The following is a 22,867-nucleotide window of genomic DNA, read 5'->3' as shown; positions in this document are numbered from 1 at the left end:
ATTGGCGAACACCGATTGAGATCTTTTTGCGTGATCTGCGTTACTAAATTTGTTCAAGTTATTTCTTGCAATCTGCCATATAAAGAAATTAGTATTAATGGGTTATCATCAACACCAAGTATAGTAGAGTCCTTTTTGTGCATGCTTCCTACAAAGTACCCCTGACCAAAGGAGTATTGCCAAATTCACTACGTCAGATATACTGATACTAGATGGATCGAGGAGGTTTGACGATGACCAAAAGGCTCACGACGATTTTGCTGTCGACGGCAATTATCCTGAACTCACTGTCGCTGATCATCACGCTTCACAACCGACTCACCGACCACCGGACGACTAATTCACCGAAAAAGGGATTCAACAACGAACTTACATCGTGGTTGAATCCCTTTATTTTCCCTATTTTTCACTAATCAATTGCAGCGTATTGTTGCTGAAGACCACGTACAGTCCCTGCTTGCCGGCACTCACAGATACCGGTAAAGCGCTGGCGTCACTGGTGGTCTCCCAGACCAGGTCACCAGTCGTCGCGGCCAAGCGTTCATACGCCGTCCGCCGATCATTGGTTTGGTAAACGTGATACAGGTCCCCACTCGGGCCAACGGCTAACACGGAATTACGACCACCGACGGACGTTGACCAGACTTGGTTGCCGTCAAAATCGAATTTGAAGAGGACACCACTAGTCGCCACCCAAATGGCATCGTTGACCACGATATTTTGCATCTTGCCGGTAACCGGCTGTTGCCACTGTTCTTGGCCATCGGCATCCAACTTGGTCACGACGCCATTTGACCCAACATAGGTGTTGCCCTTCCCATCACAGGCCAACGTATCGATCGGTGCGTCGAAGCTGGTGGTCCAATCTAATCCACCAGCCTTCGTGACCTTCTGAACTGATTGACCGGTCACGTTACCGACAATAATATTATCCTGATTGTCGGCGGCCATAGTCACAATATAGCGGTTCAACAGATCATTGGTCCAGTCCGCTTCTAATTGACGATTAAATTTAGACAGATCGCCTGATATGTCACCAAATAATAAATTGTTCTGGTGATCAACGGTCAGGGCCCGAATCGCACTCAGAAATCGATGAGACCAAAGCGTCTCTTGTGTTGGACTGATTTTTGCGGCGAAGCCATTGGCGCCCCCAACAATTGCCTGACCATCCTGATCGACTCTCACCACGTACAGGCTCTGTTCAAATTCGCGTGTCCACTGGACTTGTGGGGTTCCCGTTGCTTTTGTTGCCAATGATTCTGGCGCAGTCGACTGGTTCTTATCTTCATGGCGATGCTTTTTCCAACCACTAAAAATTCCCATGGAAATTCCTCCAATCATTCAGCTTCCAAATGAAGTTGTAATGAAATAATTATTAGATGAGTACGGTTGATACTTTAAACGTTCTACTCAATATCATTTTAGCAGATTTTATCTTAAAAGTAATAAAGATTTCAATATTTCGATAACCGGTTAAGTCTCCTTACAAACGAATCAATTGGTCATAGACCGGTAGCAATGCCCGCACATCGTCTCGAATGCTTTGTGCCTGTTGGTCAGCTGGCAACCGGAAGAAGTCACTCCCCCGTAAGAAGTTGCGGCCGACCTGCCACTCAGCCCGGCGATCCATCTGGGTCGCCATCAGTGCCTGATAATTTTCTCGGGTCAGGGGCCGCCCAGAATTCTTATCGGTATGATCGCCACCACATTCGAAATCCGCCGGTAATTGCAGCACCAGATCTTCCTTCAGCTGACTCAATAAGGCCTGACGATTCTTGGCCTCCTGCAAGACGGCTAACCAGATAAAGAACCGGTCATCCCAAAAACCTATCTCAATGTGGGGAAGCATCTTGTATCCCCGCTTGGATGTGCTAAATGCCACCCAGGTATCGGTCGGCGGATTCTTAGTCCGACGCCGGTGCAACGACACATGCTCGTAGATGGGCATCGCCAATTCGGCGAAGACGGGCTGCAGGTCCGCCGCCGTTTTCAAGAACTTGGGATCGATTTCTGATTGGATCTTGCCCAATCGACCGGGCAACGTGGGATCATTAAACACCCGAAAATCTTGGTCCTGATACATGCCAACTCCTCCTTTGAACCCAATTTTAATTCCATGGTATACTAGTCTAACTACATTGAAAAGAGGCATTTGGATGGCGGAGAAAAGCTTAATGGAACAGCATATTCAAAACGCACAGTACGGCACGCCCAAGGTCAATCCCGATGAACAGCGACACTACCTCGGGACCTTCCGTGAGCGGGTCTCCCTCATGATGACCATCGCGGAAGTAACCAGTCATCAACACCTTGACGCATTCACCACGGAGATCACCGCCCATCCGGATTACCAATTAATCCTCAATGGTCATATTGATCAGGCCGACCTGGCGCCCTACCTCAAGCTGGCAAGTCAGCATCAGGTTCGCCTCACCATCCGGCAGGAAGCCATCTATGGCACAGCCCCTGACGAGCTCGGCCTCATCGTGGCGAGCGACCATGCCATCAATCAGAATCCCATTAGTCTCAGTAAAAAGTATCCGCCAAAGGTAACGACAACGCCAGCCACTAACGAACCCAAGCGTTCATGGTGGCAGCGACTTTGGCGGCGTCATTAGTGAAAGGAGTCTCCCCATTGTCTGAACCATTAGCCTATCGCATGCGACCACAACGATTGAGTGACGTTGTCGGCCAGCAACACCTCGTGGGCCCCGGAAAAATCATTGCCCGGATGGTTGCGGCCAAGCTACTATCCTCGATGATTCTTTACGGTCCCCCTGGCACTGGAAAAACCAGTATTGCCAGTGCCATCGCCGGGTCCACTAAATACGCCTTCCGTAAACTGAACGCCGCCACCGACTCTAAGAAGGATCTGCAGATCGTGGCCGAAGAAGCCAAGATGAGCGGCACGGTCATCCTCCTGTTGGATGAAATCCACCGGCTGGACAAAACCAAACAAGACTTCTTGCTTCCCCATTTAGAGAGTGGCCGCATCATTTTGATTGGGGCGACCACCGAGAACCCCTATATAAATATCAATCCGGCCATTCGCAGTCGGACGCAGATCTTTGAGGTGAAGCCCCTGACGTTGGCCGATATTGAAACGGCGCTCGACCGGGCACTTAACGATTCCGAACGCGGGCTGGGAAAGCTCCCTATTCAACTGGACGATAACGCCAAGGGCTTCATGGCGGGCGCCACGAACGGCGATCTCCGAAGCGCGTTGAACGGCCTCGAACTGGCCGCCCAATCAACGCCGGCGGACGAAGACGGCACCATTCACATCACCCAGGCCATTGCCGAGGAATGCTTCCAACGCAAGGCCATCGCCGGCGACAAGAATGGCGATGCGCATTACGATGTCATATCGGCCTTTCAGAAGTCCATTCGGGGCAGCGACACCGATGCTGCGCTCCACTACCTCGCGCAGCTCGTGGCCGCCGGCGACCTACCAATTATTTGTCGGCGACTTATGGTGATCGCTTACGAGGATATCGGACTGGCGAATCCACCGGCGGCCTCGCGGACGGTACAAGCCGTTCAGGCGGCCCAGCAATTGGGCCTGCCCGAAGGTCGAATTCCGCTGGCCAACGCGGTCATTGAGCTCTGCCTCTCACCCAAGTCCAACTCGGCCATGGTGGCCATGGATGCCGCCCTGACCGATGTGAACGCCGGCCATAACGGGGCCGTTCCGGACCACCTAAAGGATGCCCATTACGCCGGCGCTAAGAAACTTGGCCACGGTAACGACTACAAATATCCCCACAATTTTCCAAATGACTGGGTGAAACAAGACTATCTACCTGCCGGTTTGAAGGGATCCGAATACTATCAACCCAAGACCAATGGTCGCTTTGAATCCCAGCTGGCTGAACAGTACCACCGGTTGCGTAAAGCGAACCAGTAACCCTAATTGAAATTTAGATATTTATATGCTAAGATACAATTGGTTCTAAGGTGTACGCGTTGTCTCACTACAAGTTGCCGAACAAGTAATTCTTAAACGGGAATGTCTAACGGTAGAGAACATGACAGGCCTTATCACTTGGAAGTCAGACGCTCTATCAAGCTTTCCCCCCTGCATTGTCATCGCGGGTCAACATGACTAGACAATTAACGGCACCACTTAGATCATTCAAAGCCTAGCTTTGAGGGCCATTCCATTGAATGGTCCTTTTCTTTTCAAAAATGAAGGAGGCATCCCTTGTGGCCATTACGATTCTAATGATTTGTTATACCCTGATCGCCCTGTGGTTTGGCTGGTATCTGTTTAGCCATCGGCAGCGAACTTTCCTGGTCTTTCACCCGGAAAGCACCCCTGCCCTGAGCAAAGTCGTTGCGACGGGTGGCGTTCTGCTCTTAATTGTGGGGATTCTATCCGCCATCGCAACTTTTTTAAATAATACGGTTTTCATTGCTGCCGTCCTGTTGGTCGGTATCATTATCATCGTCAGCCTGCAGGTTATCCTGGTTCGTTGGCTACCAAAGAGTTAACCGTTTACATATCCGTGACCTTTTTTGCTAATTTACTTTTTATTTACCCCTAAATAACGTATGATAAGAGTATAAAGTAATGAGAGGTGAGCAATATGTTACAACAATATAAACACATTTTAGTTCCAGTTGACGGTTCTTACGAGGCTGAATTAGCTTTCAAGAAAGCGGTTGCTGTGGCTAAGCGTAACGATGCTGATTTACATCTCGTTCACGTTGTAGACACCCGGGCTTTCCAAAACATTTCTAGTTTTGATACCAGCATGGTCGAACAAGTTACCGAAACGGCCAAGAAGACCCTCGATAAGTACGTGGCCGATGCCAAGGCTGAAGGCTTGGACAATGTTGACTACGCCATCGAATATGGGGCTCCTAAGACCATTATTGCCCGCGATGTTCCACGGGATAACGATACTGATTTAATCATGATTGGTGCCACCGGTTTAAATGCCGTTGAACGCCTTTTGATTGGATCTGTCACTGAATACGTCACTCGTACGGCCGTTTGCGATGTGATCGTTGTGCGGACGGATTTGGATAACGAACCTGCTAAGGCACAACACCCAGAAAAATAAGTCTTTGTTTCTTAAACACAAAACGCCACTGCAATCACTGCAGTGGCGTTTTTCTATGGATTCAGTTAATCGGCAACCAGTGATCCTAACGAAGGTGCCAGCCGTTCCTGTAAGGCCACGTTGTGGGTGACCAAGGCCAACGTCTTCGCAATCATGAGGCTACGTTTAGCGGCAGCCGTTGCCAATAGTGCTTGTTCCGCCTGGCCCCGAACTTCGTAGAGCACGTCAATTAAGTAAAGCGATGCTTGATGCTTAACCGCCGTCAAAGCGGATTCCACATTTTCAATCACAAGTTGCGGTTGCTCTAACTCCAGGTACATTTGAGCCATTCGATAACGCGCCCAAATAAGCCGCTTAAAGTTGGCTTCATCGTGCCATTCGAAGTCATCTAAGTAGGTCATCGCCTCGTTGAGGTAATACCGGGCCTTCTCGAGCTCATGCCGTTCCATGTAGGCGGCCGCCATCCCCACATTACCGACGATGGCATAGAGGTCCCAAGGCATCCGGTATGACCGGTGCAACAAGAGATTAAAGTGGAAAATGGCTTCATCCGGACGTTGTTTAGCCCCTAACTCAACGAAACCGCGATAATAGTGATACCGTTCCCGATCGAAGGAATTCTGGACATTACTCATGTTTAGCTTGCCAAGTAACCCATCGGCACTCAAGTAATCCCCACGGCGGATAGCTAACGAAATGGCCTCAAACTGTTCGTCCATCCCGCTCCCCAGGCCGGATAACACATCATTCAAGGAAACGTTTAGGCGGCGGCAAATTTGCAGAATGATCTTAATACTTGGCACCTTATTTTTCTTCTCCATCAGACTCACCGTGGCCTGAGTACAGATGCCATCAGCTAACTCCTGCTGTGATAAATTTTTCTGTTTACGATATTGTTTAACTTTACTCCCTAGTAGACGCATGTCTTCTCTCCCTCACAAAGCGTAACGTTGGTCAACTGCCGATTTATCTGATAAAACCGAACATTATGCAAAGCGCGATTGATGAAACTAGTTCGCCGCTAATTTACCAAGCCTGTGAAAAAATCATTGAAAACTGAATGGCCTAGTCCGGTTGCTTTATCATTAATTATTATAATAAGCGTTCTACCAGTGATTACAAGTAATATACGTTATTATGAAGGAACTCTCATCTGTCTAGGCCACTTTTTCATTTTGGCATAAATATATTTATATTTAGTCAGTTAATGCGTAGAAAATCACAATATTTGTTGTGATCGTTCGCTAATTGGTGGACAACCTAATTAGCGGCTCATTAGATATAACTGTAAATGAAGTTTTGCAGAATGGCCCAGCTAGCCCGCCAAGGCGCCTGATCGGTCACCTGCCGTAATTGCCGAAGATTATTGGTAATCTGGCCGTCGGCGCCTAATTCCCAGCTCCGTGTCATGGCCGCTCGTGAATCCGGCGTCCAAACATACGCCGCGCCCCCCCGTTGCTTGGCTGCCAGAATAAACTGCCGACTCACTGATATTTGCTGAAGGGAGTAAAAGTCGGCTGGCATCGACTGGGGATTAACCCAGTTGAACGGGGTAATATACCCGACCGCTAGCTTCGGTACCTGTCGGCGGAGCGTTGCAACTACCCGATAATCCAAGGAGTGAACGCGCGACCCATCACGCCGTAACCGCTGTCCATACAGCCTACCGAAGCGTTGTACCATGTTAGCGGAATCCGCCGACGTCGTCTTTATTTCCACCAACAACGGTTGATGGAACCGCTCCGCCAACCGAAGATAGTCCGACCAACTTGCGAGGTGCGCGTGCTGGCCATTCTCTGTAATTTCTAATCGTTGAAGTTGACGTAGGGTCAATTGTCGCGGTGTTACCTGACGTTTCGCCAGGGTTGCCAGTGTCTCATCATGTAGGACCACCCACCGGCCGTCACGGGTCTCGTGCAGGTCCATCTCTACAAAGGTTGGCCGTTCTCGGTGAATACGCCGCAAGGCCCCCAGCGTGTTCTGAACGCCCTGCTCATGGTCAACGCCTCGGTGACTAATCACGGCCGAGTTTGCGAAGGCCGGCCGAGCCATCATCGTTTGCCAGCTCACCCCACTCGCCAAGGCCACCGCAACAATGGTGACGCCAATCCAATGGCGTCTATCACGCCGGATCATCGGCAGACTGGGCGCCCCGCACCAACACCAAATCAGCGTGGTGACCCCCAGGATGGCAACGCACTGAAAGCCAATCCAGCTGAGCATAATCCCCGCCGCCGTGGCCAGTCTTACCAGATTCTCGGTGCCGAATCCCAGGCGCTTGACCCCGGCGACCATTAACTGGCTACCACCGAACCACAGTCCCAGCAGACCAAGGCTCACAATAATCCCCCGGATCATTTGACCAGCCCGACCAGGATGGCGTAACCCAGGCGTCAGCCGACGGAAATCTCGGGGGCCGCGAATGAGACAAAATGTAGTAACTAACAGGTAGATGATGGCAACAGTAATGACCACCGGACGCCGGTGGAGCCCGACTAGGTTCACCCAACGACTGGGCAGCCAAACCCGTGCCACCAACTGGCTGCTCAGTCCAAAGAGCCCCCAAGGCACCATCAACACTGTCAGGGCCATCTCAAGACCCAACCAGGTGCCCTTAAAATCCCAGACGAGTTGCCAAACCCTTGCCCACGTCACCGGCCGTTCAGGATGACTGAAGGTCAGCGATAATGTGGCCAACTGGCCGGCAATGATCACCAACGTGCCCAAAATGCCCAGCACCTGGCTCGGCGTCCACCCTGGCCGCTCCCCTAGGCAGCGCAAACCGGTTAACGCAACAACCACGACAAGCCACCCCCAGGTCAGTCCTGGGGTTAATCCGCGTCTCCAGGCGGTGGTCAGTTCATGCCAATGTTCTCGCATCAAGAATCTCCTCCAATAAAAAAATCGATTGAGCGCATCGCCCAACCGATTCTAAATCACGTTATTTCTTTGGTTTAAAGGTCGATGCTGCCGAGTTATCATCCAACGGAATGAAATCGTAAGCCAATTCGTCTTGCACCTCAAACTCATCTTGTGCCAAACCAATTAGTTTGTCGATTAAGTCCGTGTAGCTAATACCCGTGGCCTGCCACAATTGTGGGTACAGGCTGATGTTGGTAAAACCAGGCAAGGTGTTCACTTCCCCGATGTAAGGAACCCCATCCTTAGACACGAGGTAGTCAATCCGAGCCATCCCCTTTAAGCCCAAAGCCTTGTACGCCTCAAGACCCATTGAGGTGATTTCAGCCGTCAAATCGGCCGGTAACTCAACCGGTACTTCAAAGGTGACGCCACTGGCGTCCACAAACTTATTGTTGTAGTCGTAGAAAACATCTGACTTAGGCACCCGGATGGCGCCAAGTCGAGAAGCCTTAGGTTCTTCGTTACCCAAAATGGAAATTTCAACTTCTTCAGGACCGTCAATGGTTTGTTCAACCAACACCTTGTAGTCATACCGGAAGGCATCGGAAATGCCTTCAATATATTCCTTAGCGTTGCTGGCTTTATGAATCCCAACTGATGAACCCTGGTTTGCAGGCTTGATGAAGACGTTAGTCCCTAACTTTTCTTGAACCGTTTCGTAATCGTAACGATCCCGATTGTTAGGCGTCAGCACAAGGTACTTCGTGTTCCGAATCCCATGTGTCGTCAAGACTTGCTTCGTCATATCCTTATCAAAAGCCACGGCTGATGCTAAGACGCCACTCCCCACAAAAGGTTTTTTCAACAAACGGAAAAGCCCTTGGATCGTACCGTCTTCACCCAAGTTACCATGAATAATTGGGAAGAAAACATCAATGTCTTTTGCTTGGGATAAATTCCAAATGGGTGCCAATGGGTTAGACCGGTCTACCTTGGACAACTCTTCAGTTGCCACTGCGGCTTCATCCTCACCATCAAAGACCCGGCGTGATGCCGCGTCACTCAGAACAAATCCGCCCCGCGTCAGTAGGAATAAACTAACGTCGTAACGTGACTTGTCCATTGCATCGTAGATGTTGTGTGCAGAACGCTTTGAAACGTCGTGCTCCGAGGAATTGCCACCGAATAATAGACCTACGTGTAACTTTGTTTTCGTCTCCATGTTGTCACTCATCCTATCGTATAAATTTCGGTTAGCCTACAGTATACCATTTTTAATAAAATTTGCGTAGCGGATCAGCCCAAAAAGTCAATCGTTGAGTTCAAATAATCCTCTAGACTCTTGGGCAGATCCTTATGCAACCGAAATGAATCCAATAACCGTTTGCGATTGAAGAACCGATTCCATCCAGCAATGGTATCTGGCCGGCGATGTAAGGCCACCGCCTTACGCCATTGTTGTAGCACCATGACCAGCGTCTGTTCATAGAGGGTGTGCCGGTTAGCAAGGTCAATAAAGTAGGCCGCCATCCGATCGTTCTCCCCATAAATCAAAGGGGTCGTTAACCGACGCAGCCTTTCAATCATGCTTACCATCAAGAAGAGCTTGTCAGCCCGGTCCAGCCGATCACTGGCCGCTAACACCACCAACAGATCGGTCAACGCCGCGAAAGTATGGGCCCATCCCTGATGATTGATAAATCCCCGGGTGTCGGTCTCTAAACAAACGGCGGTCGTGGCCAGGATGACTAGCTGATGCCAGTCGATCTTCGAGGCGACCTGTTGATTCTCCCCCACAAAGTGTAAGAGCACCGCCAGCAAATTAATCCGGCCCGACCGACCAAAGACGGCCGCGTTAGCCGGTTCCAACGAATGGGCAAATAGATCTTCGGGTTGTGTGAGCTGGTTAAAGATAAAGAGTAACTGTTCCGAACTCAGGGCATTTTGCTGTAAGGCATCGTAAATGGTGAAATTCACTCCTTGGTAACGAATCAGAGGATCCGGTGATCCCAGGTGTTGAATGAGTTGCCGCATCTTACGGAAAGGCAGATTAACCGGGTCATTCACCTGCAGTTGTCCCTTCAGGTTGGCCAGAATTTCATCGATGCCATCTTCATCATCCGGCAACTCAACTTCTGTGCGCCGACGCCGATGAATGCCGTCCATCAACTCGCCCAGCCGTCGGCCTAGCGACTGGTAAACCTCACCATTTTTCACCTCAGCGTTGAGCCCTTCGATTTGGGTCATTAACGCCCCTATCTGTTCGTCCATTCCAGCAACCTCCAGTTGTTTTTATCTCATCCTATGGTTCGACTCGATCCGTGTGGATAACGGGTTGCGAGCCGCGTTCATTGATAATTGAAACCATCATATTATTGATTAATTGTAACTTCTGATTATCCGACAAGTCCAGACTCGTCTCGGCCTCTAACCGTTCGATGGCGCCCTCGGTAATGGACACCGCCCCTTCAACGATAATCTTACGGGCCGAGAGGATCGCCTGCGATTGTTGCCGCTGCAACATTGCCGAGGCGATCTCCGTGGCATAGGCCAGGTGGGTCAATCGCGTTTCCACGATCTCAACGCCGGCCACATTCAAGCGCTCCTGGAGCTCTTTGGTTAACCGATTAGATACCTCGGATGGATTACTTCTTAACGTCAACTCTGCGTCGTCCGTAAAGTTATCGTAGGCATACTCCGAGGCCACGTGCCGAATAGCCGATTCACTTTGAATTTCCACAAACTCTTCGTAATTTTCAACCGCAAACAAGGCCTTACTGGTATCAACCACCTTAAACACAATGACGGCGGCAATCTCCACCGGATTCCCCCGCAAATCGTTAACTTTCAAAATGGCGCTATTGAAGTTGCGAACCCGAAGAGAAACGGTCGCCTTATTGGTAAGCGGCACCGTAAGATACAGTCCCGACTCACGAATCGTTCCGATGTATCGACCAAAAAAAGTTAAAACCTTGGCCTGATTAGGTCCAATGATGGTCAAGCTGCTGGCCGCAATCAATGCCACGATAATCAACAACGCGCCGAGTGGTCGGCTGACCTGAACAACGAGTCCACCACCGATTCCAAGGAGAATCAAAACCAGCACTAGTCCAAGGTAACCATTTAAATGAAACACCTTTTTTTCTTGCATGTGATTTCCTCCATCCCCATAACTGGTTCTATTATACCCGACAATGAACGAAACCACTAAAAAACCGGTCACCCTCTCAAGGAAGGTGGCCGGTCGCTTAACTTAATTAATCTTCTTGAACATCGACGAACCAAGCCGCCTGAGTGTCGCTACCATTTAAGGCCGCGAAATCATCGGTAAGGGCGGGATTAACCGCCGTGACCGTCCCGGTTACGGGACTTTGAATGTCTGAAACCGCTTTGTCAGCTTCAACACTCAATAGGTTATCACCCTTGGTCACCTGATCACCCACGTCGGGTAATTTGGCAAACTTGATGGTCCCTAGTTCGTCTTGCCCCTCACTGGTTAAACCAATGCGGGTGCCGTCGTTGCTTGCTGCCGTCCAGAAATACTTGACCATTTCACTCATGCTAAGCGCTCCTTTTTATTCGAAAGCTTTATTTCGACTAAACATGTAACTCTTATAATGATACCGCATTGACATGATTAACCCAATCCCAATCAGGTTACCAATCAATGCCGACCCCCCTTGACTAACAAATGGCAGCGGAATCCCAGTCAGTGGTAACAGACCAATGCTCATCCCAATGTTTTCGAACACGTGGAAGAGAATCATCATGATAACCCCAGTTGAGATGTACGCGTAGAACACATTCTTGGTATCAAAGGTGACCCGAATCATTTGGTAAATCAATAAGAAATACAAGAATATCAGGACACAGCCCCCAATGAAACCGAAGTTTTCCCCAATAACGGAGAAAATCATATCGGATTCTCGGACGGGAACATACACGTGGGACACGTTGAAGCCAGTCCCAAAGATGCCCCCAGAACCAACCGCCTTCATACTTTGCCAGAGTTGGTAACCCTGGTTAGACGTATCCGCAGATGGATGCAACCAGGTGTCAACCCGGGAGAATTGGTAGGCTTGAAAGCCAAACTTCTCCAGAATCTTACGACCCCAGTCGGTCGTCACTAACGTTAAGGCCGTCCCGCCGACTACAGCGATTCCGCCGAAAGCCGGTGCGATGATCTTCCAGGTGATTCCGGAAACCAGAATCACCCCACCAACGATGGCGAAGAAGACCAGCATCGTCCCAAAGTCATTTTGAAGCTTCAAGAGTACCGCCACCGGTAAGGTCCATAGGATGAGCTTACCAATTAGCCGCCAGTCCGACCGCACCGTATGAACGGGAAAATCATTGTTGTGTTCCGTCACCACCCGGGCCAACATCAAGATGAAGGCGGGTTTCATGACTTCTGAAGGTTGAAACGTTAACGACCCGATGGCAAACCAACTCCGAGCACCGGTGTTGGCGAAATACGCCCGACTGTAAAAGACCAGGACGGCCGCCAACAGGAAGATCCCAATCCCGTAGAGAACCGGGGCCACCTTCCATAACTGTTCCGAATCAAACTGCATAATAATCACGATGGCAATGGTCCCAATGATGTACCATGCCAACTGGGAAATAACCGCGGACGTAATGCTGGTCGCACTACTATCATGGGTGGCCGCCACATAAATAGAGGCCAGCCCAATCAACGCGAGCATCATGACACAGAAGATGATGCCCCAGTCGATTCGCGAGTCAACTTCGCCACGCTTTTCTGTCGCATTCTTTGCCACTATGATTGCTCCTTAACTCAAACTAAGATTTTGTCTTAATTATAAAGGCCGCAGTGAACAAACTTGCGTCACTCCGGCCAACTTTACTAAAATTTATTAACCCCGGTGTAAATGGTAATCCCGAAGCAAGAGTTCAACACCCTCGTCGACCGTCTTCACACGATAGACATCGCCATCGTTTAACTGCGCTTCCAACCGATCTTCGACAGGACTGACCGTCCCAATGGTTTCATCGCCAATCTTCAGAACGGACATGGTCTGGCCGTCCGGGAGCTTCTGCTCGTCGATGGTGACTTCTACTGATTTTTCTCGCTTACTCATGCAGGCTCTCCTTTGATTGCGTAAGGGGTTGGTCTAGTTGCATGGCTTCACGGTAAGCCTTCTGGGCCACCACATTACGACGCAACGTGAAGTGGTCCGGCACCGGGTCAATTCCCCCGTGCACAAAGGGATGGCACCGTAGAATACGGGCAATTCCCATCAGGCCACCCTTAACGGCGCCGTGCTTAGCCAACGCTTGCAACATGTAATTTGAGCAAGTCGGATAATACCGACAGCTCGGTGGAAACAGTGGGGAAATGAACCGCTGATATCCCCGAACTAACAGGCTGAAGAGTTGCCGTAGCATAAAACCTGCCCCCTTACATCATTTTTAGTTACTGTTCTTCTTTGATCCTTTGGTATCCATGTGTTCTAACAGGACTCCGGCACCCTTAGCGACGTTGTCCAATGGATCCTCGGAGATAATGACGGGAACCGTCAAACGCTCTGAGAAGAGCTTATCGATACCGTCTAAGAGGGCACCCCCACCGGTCAACATGATCCCGCGGTCAATGATGTCCGCGGCCAGCTCTGGTGGTGTGGTTTCCAGCACGGCCATGGCGCCGGCCACAATCTGGTCGACTGAGTCATGAATGGCAATTTCAACTTCAGCAGCCGTAATCGTGGCTGTAGTTGGCATTCCGCTGACGGAATCCCGGCCACGGACATCCATGGTCTTTTCTTCGTTACCAGGTTCTGGATAGGCCGTTCCGATTGTAATCTTAACGTTTTCGGCCGTCCGTTCACCAATGATTAAATTATGATTGTGCTTCAGGTAGTTAACAATTTCAGTATTCATCCGGTCACCAGCCACTCGAATTGAGCGACTAGCCACAATATCGCCCAGTGAAAGGATAGCGATGTCACTAGTCCCACCACCCATGTCGATTACCATGTTACCGCTAGGCTTAAAGATATCCATGCCGGCACCCAGAGCGGCTACCTTAGGTTCTTCTTCAAGATAAACCTTTGCGCCACCGGACTTTTCAGCCGCCTGAATAATCGCCTTGCGTTCAATTTCCGTGATGTTCGTTGGAGCACAGATCATGATGTTTGGCTTTGATAAGAAGCCCTTCACACTCAACTTGTTAATGAAGTATGAAAGCATTGCTTCGGTAATATCAAAGTCGGAAATCACACCGTCCTTCAATGGACGAATGGCCCGGATATTGCCTGGTGTCCGGCCAACCATTCGATATGCTTCTGATCCCACGGCCAGGACCTTATCCGTCTTCGTATCAATTGCTACGACAGACGGTTCATTCAATACGATCCCCTTGCCGACAACGTAGATCAAAACGTTTGCCGTACCCAGATCAATTCCAATGTCATTCGCCATACTTATGCGTCCTCCTGATTGTTAGTGCCAATTTTCAACATTTCATTATACCATAATCTAGAGAAACTCTAAATGGTTTCTCAAATCAAAGAAAAAGGTGGCCAAAAGCCACCCCTCATTTTACGTATTAGTTGTTAACGTGAGCGTTGTTTAAAACAACGGTATCGTTATCGTTAACCGTGATTCGCTTGACCTCTGCACCCAGCGCGGTTAACTTCTTGTGGAAGTCATAGTACCCACGGTCTAAGTATTTCAGATTAGTCACTTGCGTGTAACCATCGGCCACTAACCCCGCCAGAACTAATGCCGCCGCAGCTCGTAAGTCGGTTGCCGCCACTTCAGCGCCGTTGAAGTCGGTTGGTCCATGCATCACGACGGTCCGCCCGTTCACTTGATATTCAGCGTTCATTCGCCGGAGTTCTTCCAGGTGCATGAAGCGATTCTCAAAAACGGTTTCCGTCATGGTACTGGTCCCTTCGGCAGCCAACTGCAGAACCGTCATTTGTGGTTGCATATCAGTTGGAAAGCCAGGGTATGGTAACGTCTTAACGTCAGTTGGTTGTAATTTCTTAGGTCCAATGACTCGCACACCGGCTGGTTCTTCAGTTACTTGTGCGCCCATTTCGCGAAGCTTAGAAATTAAAGGTTTGTTGTGTTCAACAATGCCGTCCTTGATCAGCACGTTACCTTGAGTCAAGGCAGCACCGACCATAAAGGTCCCTGCTTCGATCCGGTCTTGAACCACACTGTGATCCGTCCCGTGCATCTCGCTAACGCCTTCAATCCGAATGGATTCAGTACCGGCACCGAAGACCTTGGCGCCCATCTTGTTCAAGATGTTGGCGAGGTCAACGATTTCTGGTTCGCGAGCCACGTTATCGATCACCGTGGTCCCCTTTGCCAAACAAGCCGCCATCATAATATTCTGCGTGGCCCCAACACTTGGGAAGTCGAGGTAAATATGACTTCCCTTGAGTTCATCGGCGAAAGCCTCAATATAGCCATCGTGTTGTTCGATTCGGGCACCTAAGGCTTCCAAGCCCTTCAGGTGCAGGTCAATTGGTCGCGTCCCAATGGCACAGCCACCAGGTAAGGCAACGCGGGCATGACCCAACCGAGCCAATAGTGGCCCCATGACAACGATAGAAGCTCGCATCTTAGAAACATATTCGAACGGCGCTTCACTAGAAATCTGGTTAGTGGCGTCGATAGTCATTTCGCGAGCATCCTCGTCGAAATCAACTTTTAAATTCAAGAAGCGTAAAACCTTACTCATTGTATAAACATCAGACAGAACCGGAACATTTGCTAAGTGAGTGAGTCCATCTTCACCAAGAATTGAGGCTGCCAAAATAGGCAAAACAGCATTCTTAGCGCCTTCGATCTGAACAACACCAGTTAAGCGGTTCCCACCATGAACGACAATTTTTTCCATGGGATACCTCCAAAGAATTTTATGGGTTTACTTGACCAAGTAACCCAGGTTACGAACGTTATCGATGAAGTCCAGAAAAAACGAGCTGCAGCCAAAACCAATAGCCACCGCTAACATCACAATTAATAATCGCGACTGGCGTGGATAAAAAGTCATTAATCTCTCGATATGTAAACCTGAGATCGCCCAAAAGGCGATGGCAATAAAAAAGAGATGACTAACGATAGTTAAAATTCCTTGCACGCCTAGTTGCTTCATGACTTCGTTCCTTTCTGAACATTCTCGTCAACTATAGCATATTTTTTCGGGCTTGTCCCCCGAAAATCCCATGAAAGCGGCGTTTGTAATATTACAATTTTTATTTGAACAAATTGCCTGCGAATTTTGACAAATGCCAATAAAAAGAGTCCTCCCCAAAATGGGAAGGACTCTAACCGTTGCAACCACTAATAAATTAGTGGTTGGCAACGTTAATTCGATTGATAGCCCGGCGCAAAGCCACTTCGGCACGAGCCAAAGAATCCGTATCATGCGAAGCCTTAGCTTGCTTGATCGTCTCTTGAGCACGTTGACGGGCACTTTCAGCCCGCTTGACATCAATCTCGCTTTGACGTTCAGCACTGTCGGCAACGATCGTTGCGGTATCGTCAGAGAACTCGATAAAGCCTCCGTTGACCGCGATGCGATCTTGTTCCTCACCGTACTTAACCCGGACTTCGTCGACCTTTAAGGTGGCGATGACGGGAACGTGTTTAGGCAAAATTCCTAATGGACCGATAGCCGTGGTAACGACTAAGAAGTCCCCTTGATGTTCATAGACTCGGCCGTCGGGAGTTACGATACTAATCGATAAAACTGGTTTATTATCAGCCAATTAGAATCCCTCCCTAATTATTTGCAACCGCGTCGTTCATCTCTTTTGCCTTAGACACAACGTCTTCTACGCCACCACAGTTACGGAAGGCATCTTCTGGTAAGTCATCGTACTTACCATCAAGGATTTGCTTAAACCCTTCGATGGTGTCTTCCAACTTAACGTATTTCCCTGGTAAACCAGAGAATTGAGAAGCAACCGTAAATGGTTGTGACAAGAAGAATTGAATCCGACGTGCCCGGTTAACGATCGTTTGTTCCTCTTCAGACAGTTCATCCATCCCTAAGATAGAGATGATGTCTTGTAATTCATGGTACCGTTGCAAGACGTGTTGAACTTCGGTGGCAACATGGTAGTGTTCTTCCCCAACGATTTCTGGTGCCAGGGCCGTTGACGTTGAAGCCAATGGGTCCACGGCAGGATAAATCCCTTGTTGAGTCAATGAACGTTCCAGGTTGGTCGTTGCATCCAAGTGAGCAAAAGTCGTTGCTGGAGCAGGGTCGGTGTAGTCATCGGCAGGAACATAAACGGCTTGAATAGAGGTGATTGACCCCTTGTTCGTTGACGTAATCCGTTCTTGCAATTGACCCATTTCAGTTGCCAGCGTTGGTTGGTAACCAACGGCTGAAGGAATCCGGCCCAATAGGGCGGAAACTTCAGAACCAGCTTGCGTGAACCGGAAGATGTTGTCGATAAACAACAGAACATCTTGGCCCTTAACATCACGGAAGTATTCCGCAATGGTCAAACCAGTTAAGGCAACCCGCATCCGGGCACCAGGAGGTTCGTTCATTTGACCATAAACCATGGCCGTTTGCTTCAGAACTCCTGAGCTCTTCATTTCCCAGTACATATCGTTACCTTCACGGGTCCGTTCACCAACACCGGTGAAGACGGAAATCCCGTTATGGCCTTGGGCAATGTTGTGAATTAATTCTTGAATTAAAACGGTCTTACCAACACCGGCACCACCGAATAACCCAATCTTCCCACCACGAACGTAAGGTTCGAGCAAGTCAATAACCTTAATCCCCGTTTCAAGAATTTCAGTCGTTGGGTTCAATTCGTCATACTTTGGTGCGTCGCGGTGAATTGGCATCCGTTGCGCATCTTCTCCAAATTCGGCACCGCCGTCAATTGGATCCCCAAGAACGTTAAACACACGACCTAAGGTGTCGTCACCAACTGGAACTGAAATAGAAGCACCTGTGTTTTCTACTTCCATTCCGCGGCGAAGACCTTCAGTACCATCCATGGCGATGGTCCGCATAACCCCGTCACCCAGTTCAAGGGCAACTTCAGTTACTAAGACACTACCATCGTCCCTCTTAACTTTGAGGGCGGTATTGATGTCGGGTAATTCATCGTTCAGTGGGAATTCAACGTCAACAACTGGTCCGATAATTTGAATAACTTTACCAGCACTCATTATTCGTTAATTCCTCCCGTCATTAATTATTCAAGGCTTCCTGACCACCGGTAATTTCTGTGATTTCAGTCGTAATCGCAGCTTGCCGTGCACGATTATAGTGCAATTGTAAGTCGCTGATCAAATCATCAGCATTATCAGTGGCTGATTGCATCGCGTTCGTACTTGATGCGTGTTCGGAAGTCTTCGCGTCCAGAATAGCGCCGTAAACCAAGCTTTCCGCGTATTGCGGCAAAATGGTTTCTAAGACTTCGGCTTCTGACGGCTCCGTTTCATAATCCGATGCGAGGTTAGCCGATGCTGCGGAATCATCCACGGCATCGGACTCTAACGTCTCACGGTCAACGGGAAGCGTCTTCTCAGCACGAAAACTTGATGAAATGCGGTTCACGAAATGATTATAGCAAACGAAGAGTTCATCAAAGACTTCGCTGTCATACATCGTCGTCACGGTCTTCACGATCTCCCGAACTTCATTGAATTCCGGAACATCACTCACGCCACGATATTCATAAGCAACATTAACGCCACGCTTCTTGTAGAAATCCGCACCAGTCCCACCAACGGCCAAAATCATGTAGTCGTCAGGGTTTGGTGTCCGGTTTTCGATAAACTCATTAGCCTCACGAAGCACGCTACTGTTATAGCTCCCAACCATACCGCGATCGGAAGTCACAACCAAGTAAGCCGTTTTCTTAACTGGACGGTCTGACTGTAATTTGCTTGAGGAATGTTCAAACAGTTGAGACTGAGATAAACGCAGAACTACGGACTTGATCTTTGAGACATAGTCTTGATAGCCCCTAGCATGCTTCTGAATCTTGTTCAACTTCGCAGTAGAAACCATGTGCATCGCAGCCGTAATTTGCCGCGTAGCTTTCGTGGAATTAATCCGATGTTGGACATCATGAATCGATTCAGCCATTTTTCCTCACCATCCTTCCTTCAAGCAACTTAATTAGCCGAACCATTATCTGCTGCAGCATCACCATGCTTGGTAGGTTGGAAAGTCTTATCGAACTCGTTGATTGCATCGTCCAGGGTGTCGCCTTCTGGCAAGTTCCCGGTTTCCGTAATCGTGTCCTCAAGGGACTTGTACGAGTTATCCATGAATTCAAACAATTCATTTTGATAACGTAAAACGTCTTCCAACTCAAGCTTGTCTAAATGACGGTGAGCCAGTGCGTATAAGATAATAACTTCTTTGGCTACGGGAACGGCCTCGTGAAGTCCTTGCTTCAGAACTTCAACGGTCCGGGCCCCACGGTTCAAGCGAGCTTGGGTGGCAGCATCCAAGTCGGAACCGAATTGTGCAAAGGCTTCCAGCTCACGGTAGGCAGATAAGTCCAACCGCAGCGAACCAGCAACCTTCTTCATGGCCTTGATTTGAGCGTCACCACCAACCCGGGAAACAGAAGTCCCGGCATCCATAGCTGGACGAACCCCTGAATAGAAGGAATCACTGTTCAGGAAGATTTGCCCGTCGGTGATGGAAATAACGTTCGTAGGGATGTATGCAGAAACGTCCCCAGCCTTAGTTTCAATGACAGGCAAGGCCGTCATCGAACCACCACCAAGCTCATCACTAAGCTTAGCAGCCCGTTCCAATAAACGGGAGTGGGTATAGAAAATATCCCCAGGGTACGCTTCACGACCTGGCGCACGCCGTAAGATAAGTGAAAGTTCACGGTAAGCATCGGCTTGCTTCGTCAGATCATCGTAGACAATCAAAACTTGCTTGCCAGCATGCATAAACTCTTCACCCATAGCGGCACCAGCATATGGTGCGATGTATAGAAGTGGAGCAGGCAATGCAGGACCAGCACTGACAACAATCGTGTAGTCCATAGCGCCGTACTTCTCTAAAGTTCTAACCTGCGAACGGACAGTGGAGTCCTTTTGACCAATAGCGACATAGATACAAATCATATCTTGACCCTTTTGGTTAATGATCGTGTCAATCGCGATCGAACTCTTACCAGTCTTACGGTCACCGATGATCAACTCACGTTGACCACGGCCAATTGGAACTAACGCGTCAATAGCTTTAATCCCGGTTTGCAGAGGTTCATTAACCCCTTGACGTTCCATAACGCCGGGTGCCTTGTGTTCGATTGGCCGTGTTTTATCGGTCTTAATGTCCCCTTTACCATCAATTGGTTGACCCAAGGAGTTAACAACCCGGCCAATTAATTGATCACCAACGGGAACTTCCATGATACGACCAGTGCGTTTAACCGTGTCCCCTTCAGTGATTCCAGTGAAATCACCTAAGATAACGATACCAACGTCACTAGCTTCGAGGTTTTGGACCATCCCATAAACCCCATTATCAAACAATAGCAACTCACCTTGTAAGGCGTTGTCCAAACCGTGGGCCCGGGCAATCCCGTCACCAACGTAAGTTACTGTACCAGTTTCTTCAACTGAGAGTTCATCCTCGTAGCCCTCTAATTGTTGTTTAATTAGAGCACTGATTTCCTCAGCTTTAATGCTCATGAAAGTTTCACCTCTTTACCTATGAAATTCGTTATGCCAACAGTTGCTGCCGTAACTTTTGAATTTTAACTTGTAAGCTCCCATCAAAAATCATGCCAGCGGATTTAACAATCGCGCCACCAATAATATCCGGATTAACCTGGCTCGTTAAGTTTACCTGGTTAGCCCCAACTCGCTTCGCAAATGCAGTCGCGATTTGGTCACGTTGCGTATCGGAAATTGCCACAGCCGTGGTAACTTGCGCATCCACAATATGTTTTGCTTCGTTATAGTACAGTTTGAATTGATCAATGATCGCAACCATTGTATCCATTCGACCGTACTCATAAACCATCTGGATAAGATTCTTGATATAGGGAGATGCTGTCTTAGAGAGATCTTGCAATAAGGCCTCGCGATCGCCAGCTTTTACGCTTGTATCCGAAAGTACGGTACTTAACTTTGGATTGTCCTGGAAGACCTGACGGAGTTCTTTCAACTCTGCCATGCCGGACTCCAGTTGGTCTTTTTCAGACAACAATTCAAACAATGCACGTGCGTAGCGCTTCGCTACAGTTGCCTTATCAAGACTCATGTTGTTCTCCCAACCCTTCAATATAAGAGTCAATTAGTGCCTTTTGATCATCAGCCTTTAATTCTCTTTGAAGAAGTTTGGAAGCAATCTCAACAGATAGATCCGCTACGTCGTTGCGCGCACTAGCCAATGCATCCTCACGTTCTTGCGCAATGTCTTTCTGCGCTTTATCTTTCAGTGACTGAGCATCGGTCTGTGCTTGGGTAACGATTTGCTCCCGTTGTTGTTGACCATTTTCCTTGGCATCTTTAACAATTGTCTGAGCTTCAACTCGTGAACCAGCTAAGGCTGCCTTTCGTTCTTCGGCCATGGCCGCGGCATCTTTCCGTGACTTCTCGGCGTTGTCGATATCATCGGAAATCTTGTCAGAACGATCTTGCATCATCTTGGTAACTGGTTTCCAAGCAAGGACTTTAACAATCCACATTAACAGAATGAAACTCACTGCGTAAAAGATGGTATCGCCATTGTAAAGGGTCCGAGCAACCGCTAAATGTAAGAGCATCTATTGACACCTCCTTTTACTGTCAAATCAGTTGATAATAAAACCATGATTACTTGTTCATCAACATCAAGGACACAACGAAGCCCAGGATAGGCATTGATTCAACTAACCCAACACCGATAAACATCGTACTACGTAATTGACCGGCCATTTCGGGCTGACGAACCATGCCTTCCAAAGTCTTGAAAATAACGATACAGTCACCGAACGCACCAGCAATAGCGGCACCAAACATAGTTACACTCGCTGCTAAAACACCCATAATCTTGTTTCCTCCTTAAATTTAAAAAACATCCAGAAATTATTCTTCTTGAAGCTTTCGACCAACATAAACCGACGACAACATGATAAATACATAGGCTTGAATGGCACCTAGGAAAGCGGAGAATCCTTGCCAAATCATTTCGATTGGCAGAGACAACGCCATCGTAAAGATACCATGTGATTCAGCTAACTGCCAAATCATTTCCAACAGAACTTCACCGGAGTAAATAATCCCGAAGATACGAAGACCTAACGTCAGAAAACTACTCAATTCCTCAAAGATGTTAATTGGGAAGAAGAACCAGAGTGGCTTCACGAAACTAGTTAAGTATCCTTTGGTACCCCAGCGACGAATACTAGAGTAGTTGGCGAAGATAACCGTCATCATAGACAGTGTCATCGTAACTACCGGATCAGAAGTTGGGCTTCGAACAATAGCTTTACCATTAATCATCAGGTTAAAGAACAACCCAAGTTGGTTCGATAGAAAAATGAAAATAAATAGTGTAAATCCCCAAAGTCCGTAGCCACGCACTTCGTTTGCTGGAAGGTTTCCTTTCAAGACCCCATTGGTGAAGTCCATCAGCCATTCGATCACGTTTTGCCCTTTAGAGGGCCGCATCGTAATGTGCCGAGTCGTTGCGAAAACGAAGATGACTGCCAACAAGAAAACTATCGCCCCTGAGACAAGGTTTGCCACACTGAACGTCAGTCCGAATAATTGAAAGGTTGCAACTGTACCATTTCCCACCAAATATCACCTCTTTTCATGAACTACATATGTACGCAATAAACCGGGAAATCCTTGCCCTAACGCACGGACGCGAAATCACAGAGCTTGCGAAATTTTGAGCGAAAGAAATACCGCTCAAACACATTAAAAATGATACCACCAAATCCCCTAAAAAACAA

The 22,867-nt window shown here is 48.6% G+C and carries 27 protein-coding genes; 5 read left to right on the top strand and 22 right to left on the bottom strand.

Features of this window, described 5'->3' with window-relative positions; genetic code table 11:
- The first annotated feature begins 233 nt into the window (after window positions 1-233).
- Window positions 234-413 (top strand): hypothetical protein, encoded by a 180-nt coding sequence (locus EKM96_RS05210; RefSeq protein ID WP_125640751.1) that lies wholly within the window; start codon window positions 234-236, stop codon window positions 411-413.
- Here the strand turns inward: EKM96_RS05210 and EKM96_RS05205 are convergent.
- Entirely contained in the window at window positions 400-1,326 is a 927-nt protein-coding gene (locus EKM96_RS05205; RefSeq protein ID WP_164510974.1) for an outer membrane protein assembly factor BamB family protein, read from the bottom strand. The two genes, EKM96_RS05210 and EKM96_RS05205, sit on opposite strands and share 14 nt — an antisense overlap.
- A gap of 160 nt (window positions 1,327-1,486) precedes the next feature.
- Window positions 1,487-2,086 (bottom strand): DUF1054 family protein, encoded by a 600-nt coding sequence (locus EKM96_RS05200; RefSeq protein ID WP_125640746.1) that lies wholly within the window; start codon window positions 2,084-2,086, stop codon window positions 1,487-1,489.
- Window positions 2,087-2,159: 73 nt separating this feature from the next.
- Here EKM96_RS05200 and EKM96_RS05195 point away from each other — a divergent pair, with 73 nt between their 5' ends.
- The 4 genes from EKM96_RS05195 to EKM96_RS05180 all read left to right on the top strand — a co-directional run bounded on the left by EKM96_RS05195 (window position 2,160) and on the right by EKM96_RS05180 (window position 5,072).
- Window positions 2,160-2,621 (top strand): YueI family protein, encoded by a 462-nt coding sequence (locus tag EKM96_RS05195; protein ID WP_125640743.1) that lies wholly within the window; start codon window positions 2,160-2,162, stop codon window positions 2,619-2,621.
- Window positions 2,622-2,638: 17 nt separating this feature from the next.
- Window positions 2,639-3,910 (top strand): replication-associated recombination protein A, encoded by a 1,272-nt coding sequence (locus EKM96_RS05190; RefSeq protein WP_125640740.1) that lies wholly within the window; start codon window positions 2,639-2,641, stop codon window positions 3,908-3,910.
- A gap of 299 nt (window positions 3,911-4,209) precedes the next feature.
- Window positions 4,210-4,497 carry a hypothetical protein gene (locus EKM96_RS05185; RefSeq protein WP_125640737.1) on the top strand — a complete coding sequence of 96 codons (288 nt, stop codon included), beginning with the start codon at window positions 4,210-4,212 and terminating at the stop codon, window positions 4,495-4,497.
- A gap of 95 nt (window positions 4,498-4,592) precedes the next feature.
- Window positions 4,593-5,072: a universal stress protein gene (locus EKM96_RS05180; RefSeq protein ID WP_125640734.1), complete on the top strand. Its 480-nt coding sequence runs from the start codon at window positions 4,593-4,595 to the stop codon at window positions 5,070-5,072.
- 65 nt (window positions 5,073-5,137) lie between these two features.
- Here EKM96_RS05180 and EKM96_RS05175 read toward each other — a convergent pair whose 3' ends face one another.
- From EKM96_RS05175 to atpB, 20 genes are all read right to left on the bottom strand, one after another.
- Window positions 5,138-5,995 (bottom strand): helix-turn-helix transcriptional regulator, encoded by an 858-nt coding sequence (locus tag EKM96_RS05175; protein ID WP_125640731.1) that lies wholly within the window; start codon window positions 5,993-5,995, stop codon window positions 5,138-5,140.
- Between the two features lie 352 nt (window positions 5,996-6,347).
- A complete protein-coding gene (locus tag EKM96_RS05170) occupies window positions 6,348-7,952 on the bottom strand; it encodes a glycerophosphodiester phosphodiesterase (protein WP_125640728.1) in 1,605 nt (534 codons plus the stop codon).
- 61 nt (window positions 7,953-8,013) lie between these two features.
- Entirely contained in the window at window positions 8,014-9,156 is a 1,143-nt protein-coding gene (locus tag EKM96_RS05165) for a D-alanine--D-alanine ligase family protein (protein WP_125640725.1), read from the bottom strand.
- Between the two features lie 74 nt (window positions 9,157-9,230).
- Entirely contained in the window at window positions 9,231-10,205 is a 975-nt protein-coding gene (locus EKM96_RS05160; RefSeq protein WP_125640722.1) for a DUF2785 domain-containing protein, read from the bottom strand.
- 31 nt (window positions 10,206-10,236) lie between these two features.
- Window positions 10,237-11,085, bottom strand: coding sequence for an SPFH domain-containing protein (locus EKM96_RS05155; RefSeq protein WP_125640719.1), 849 nt, complete (start codon window positions 11,083-11,085; stop codon window positions 10,237-10,239).
- A 106-nt stretch (window positions 11,086-11,191) separates the two neighbouring features.
- Window positions 11,192-11,494: a glycine cleavage system protein H gene (locus EKM96_RS05150; RefSeq protein ID WP_125640716.1), complete on the bottom strand. Its 303-nt coding sequence runs from the start codon at window positions 11,492-11,494 to the stop codon at window positions 11,192-11,194.
- Between the two features lie 15 nt (window positions 11,495-11,509).
- Entirely contained in the window at window positions 11,510-12,715 is a 1,206-nt protein-coding gene (locus tag EKM96_RS05145; RefSeq protein WP_125640713.1) for an FtsW/RodA/SpoVE family cell cycle protein, read from the bottom strand.
- Between the two features lie 96 nt (window positions 12,716-12,811).
- Window positions 12,812-13,036: a DUF2969 domain-containing protein gene (locus EKM96_RS05140; protein WP_125640710.1), complete on the bottom strand. Its 225-nt coding sequence runs from the start codon at window positions 13,034-13,036 to the stop codon at window positions 12,812-12,814.
- The gene (gene yidD, locus EKM96_RS05135; protein ID WP_125640707.1) at window positions 13,029-13,343 is read right to left on the bottom strand and encodes a membrane protein insertion efficiency factor YidD; all 315 of its coding nucleotides are present in this window, start codon (window positions 13,341-13,343) and stop codon (window positions 13,029-13,031) included. Before yidD ends, EKM96_RS05140 begins: the two co-directional genes overlap by 8 nt.
- Window positions 13,344-13,367: 24 nt before the next feature.
- Window positions 13,368-14,375: a rod shape-determining protein gene (gene mreB, locus EKM96_RS05130; RefSeq protein WP_125640705.1), complete on the bottom strand. Its 1,008-nt coding sequence runs from the start codon at window positions 14,373-14,375 to the stop codon at window positions 13,368-13,370.
- 127 nt (window positions 14,376-14,502) lie between these two features.
- On the bottom strand, window positions 14,503-15,810 hold the full coding sequence (murA, locus tag EKM96_RS05125) for a UDP-N-acetylglucosamine 1-carboxyvinyltransferase (protein ID WP_125640701.1): 1,308 nt from the start codon (window positions 15,808-15,810) through the stop codon (window positions 14,503-14,505).
- 27 nt (window positions 15,811-15,837) lie between these two features.
- The gene (locus EKM96_RS05120; protein WP_061776820.1) at window positions 15,838-16,068 is read right to left on the bottom strand and encodes a DUF1146 family protein; all 231 of its coding nucleotides are present in this window, start codon (window positions 16,066-16,068) and stop codon (window positions 15,838-15,840) included.
- Window positions 16,069-16,264: 196 nt separating this feature from the next.
- A complete protein-coding gene (locus tag EKM96_RS05115; protein ID WP_125640698.1) occupies window positions 16,265-16,684 on the bottom strand; it encodes a F0F1 ATP synthase subunit epsilon in 420 nt (139 codons plus the stop codon).
- 13 nt (window positions 16,685-16,697) lie between these two features.
- Window positions 16,698-18,113: a F0F1 ATP synthase subunit beta gene (gene atpD, locus EKM96_RS05110; RefSeq protein WP_125640695.1), complete on the bottom strand. Its 1,416-nt coding sequence runs from the start codon at window positions 18,111-18,113 to the stop codon at window positions 16,698-16,700.
- Between the two features lie 22 nt (window positions 18,114-18,135).
- Complete coding sequence (locus EKM96_RS05105; RefSeq protein ID WP_125640692.1) at window positions 18,136-19,038, bottom strand: F0F1 ATP synthase subunit gamma; 903 nt, start codon at window positions 19,036-19,038, stop codon at window positions 18,136-18,138.
- Window positions 19,039-19,067: 29 nt separating this feature from the next.
- Window positions 19,068-20,612, bottom strand: coding sequence for a F0F1 ATP synthase subunit alpha (atpA, locus tag EKM96_RS05100; protein WP_125640689.1), 1,545 nt, complete (start codon window positions 20,610-20,612; stop codon window positions 19,068-19,070).
- A gap of 31 nt (window positions 20,613-20,643) precedes the next feature.
- Window positions 20,644-21,186, bottom strand: coding sequence for an ATP synthase F1 subunit delta (gene atpH, locus EKM96_RS05095; RefSeq protein ID WP_125640686.1), 543 nt, complete (start codon window positions 21,184-21,186; stop codon window positions 20,644-20,646).
- Window positions 21,176-21,691, bottom strand: coding sequence for a F0F1 ATP synthase subunit B (atpF, locus tag EKM96_RS05090; protein ID WP_125640683.1), 516 nt, complete (start codon window positions 21,689-21,691; stop codon window positions 21,176-21,178). The genes atpH and atpF overlap by 11 nt, the downstream gene beginning before the upstream one ends.
- 49 nt (window positions 21,692-21,740) lie before the next feature.
- A complete protein-coding gene (atpE, locus tag EKM96_RS05085) occupies window positions 21,741-21,953 on the bottom strand; it encodes a F0F1 ATP synthase subunit C (RefSeq protein WP_125640680.1) in 213 nt (70 codons plus the stop codon).
- A gap of 39 nt (window positions 21,954-21,992) precedes the next feature.
- Window positions 21,993-22,706: a F0F1 ATP synthase subunit A gene (atpB, locus tag EKM96_RS05080; RefSeq protein ID WP_125640677.1), complete on the bottom strand. Its 714-nt coding sequence runs from the start codon at window positions 22,704-22,706 to the stop codon at window positions 21,993-21,995.
- Window positions 22,707-22,867: the final 161 nt, after the last annotated feature.

Origin of the sequence: Levilactobacillus tangyuanensis (assembly GCF_003946545.1) — a bacterium.
GTDB lineage: Bacteria > Bacillota > Bacilli > Lactobacillales > Lactobacillaceae > Levilactobacillus > Levilactobacillus tangyuanensis.
The sequence above is the reverse complement of the archived record's forward strand: the minus strand, read 5'-3'. Positions and strand labels throughout refer to the sequence as shown.

What these genes read in the sequence shown, in the direction of transcription:
- murA (WP_125640701.1), bottom strand. Translation starts at nt 15,810, where the DNA reads ATGGAAAAAATTGTCGTTCATGGTGGGAACCGCTTAACTGGTGTTGTT.
- EKM96_RS05210 (WP_125640751.1), top strand. Translation starts at nt 234, where the DNA reads ATGACCAAAAGGCTCACGACGATTTTGCTGTCGACGGCAATTATCCTG.
- EKM96_RS05120 (WP_061776820.1), bottom strand. Translation starts at nt 16,068, where the DNA reads ATGAAGCAACTAGGCGTGCAAGGAATTTTAACTATCGTTAGTCATCTC.
- atpD (WP_125640695.1), bottom strand. Translation starts at nt 18,113, where the DNA reads ATGAGTGCTGGTAAAGTTATTCAAATTATCGGACCAGTTGTTGACGTT.
- EKM96_RS05180 (WP_125640734.1), top strand. Translation starts at nt 4,593, where the DNA reads ATGTTACAACAATATAAACACATTTTAGTTCCAGTTGACGGTTCTTAC.
- yidD (WP_125640707.1), bottom strand. Translation starts at nt 13,343, where the DNA reads ATGCTACGGCAACTCTTCAGCCTGTTAGTTCGGGGATATCAGCGGTTC.
- atpH (WP_125640686.1), bottom strand. Translation starts at nt 21,186, where the DNA reads ATGAGTCTTGATAAGGCAACTGTAGCGAAGCGCTACGCACGTGCATTG.
- EKM96_RS05160 (WP_125640722.1), bottom strand. Translation starts at nt 10,205, where the DNA reads ATGGACGAACAGATAGGGGCGTTAATGACCCAAATCGAAGGGCTCAAC.
- EKM96_RS05200 (WP_125640746.1), bottom strand. Translation starts at nt 2,086, where the DNA reads ATGTATCAGGACCAAGATTTTCGGGTGTTTAATGATCCCACGTTGCCC.
- EKM96_RS05205 (WP_164510974.1), bottom strand. Translation starts at nt 1,326, where the DNA reads ATGGGAATTTTTAGTGGTTGGAAAAAGCATCGCCATGAAGATAAGAAC.
- EKM96_RS05105 (WP_125640692.1), bottom strand. Translation starts at nt 19,038, where the DNA reads ATGGCTGAATCGATTCATGATGTCCAACATCGGATTAATTCCACGAAA.
- atpF (WP_125640683.1), bottom strand. Translation starts at nt 21,691, where the DNA reads ATGCTCTTACATTTAGCGGTTGCTCGGACCCTTTACAATGGCGATACC.
- atpE (WP_125640680.1), bottom strand. Translation starts at nt 21,953, where the DNA reads ATGGGTGTTTTAGCAGCGAGTGTAACTATGTTTGGTGCCGCTATTGCT.
- EKM96_RS05140 (WP_125640710.1), bottom strand. Translation starts at nt 13,036, where the DNA reads ATGAGTAAGCGAGAAAAATCAGTAGAAGTCACCATCGACGAGCAGAAG.
- mreB (WP_125640705.1), bottom strand. Translation starts at nt 14,375, where the DNA reads ATGGCGAATGACATTGGAATTGATCTGGGTACGGCAAACGTTTTGATC.
- EKM96_RS05155 (WP_125640719.1), bottom strand. Translation starts at nt 11,085, where the DNA reads ATGCAAGAAAAAAAGGTGTTTCATTTAAATGGTTACCTTGGACTAGTG.
- EKM96_RS05170 (WP_125640728.1), bottom strand. Translation starts at nt 7,952, where the DNA reads ATGCGAGAACATTGGCATGAACTGACCACCGCCTGGAGACGCGGATTA.
- atpA (WP_125640689.1), bottom strand. Translation starts at nt 20,612, where the DNA reads ATGAGCATTAAAGCTGAGGAAATCAGTGCTCTAATTAAACAACAATTA.
- EKM96_RS05165 (WP_125640725.1), bottom strand. Translation starts at nt 9,156, where the DNA reads ATGGAGACGAAAACAAAGTTACACGTAGGTCTATTATTCGGTGGCAAT.
- EKM96_RS05175 (WP_125640731.1), bottom strand. Translation starts at nt 5,995, where the DNA reads ATGCGTCTACTAGGGAGTAAAGTTAAACAATATCGTAAACAGAAAAAT.
- EKM96_RS05195 (WP_125640743.1), top strand. Translation starts at nt 2,160, where the DNA reads ATGGCGGAGAAAAGCTTAATGGAACAGCATATTCAAAACGCACAGTAC.
- EKM96_RS05150 (WP_125640716.1), bottom strand. Translation starts at nt 11,494, where the DNA reads ATGAGTGAAATGGTCAAGTATTTCTGGACGGCAGCAAGCAACGACGGC.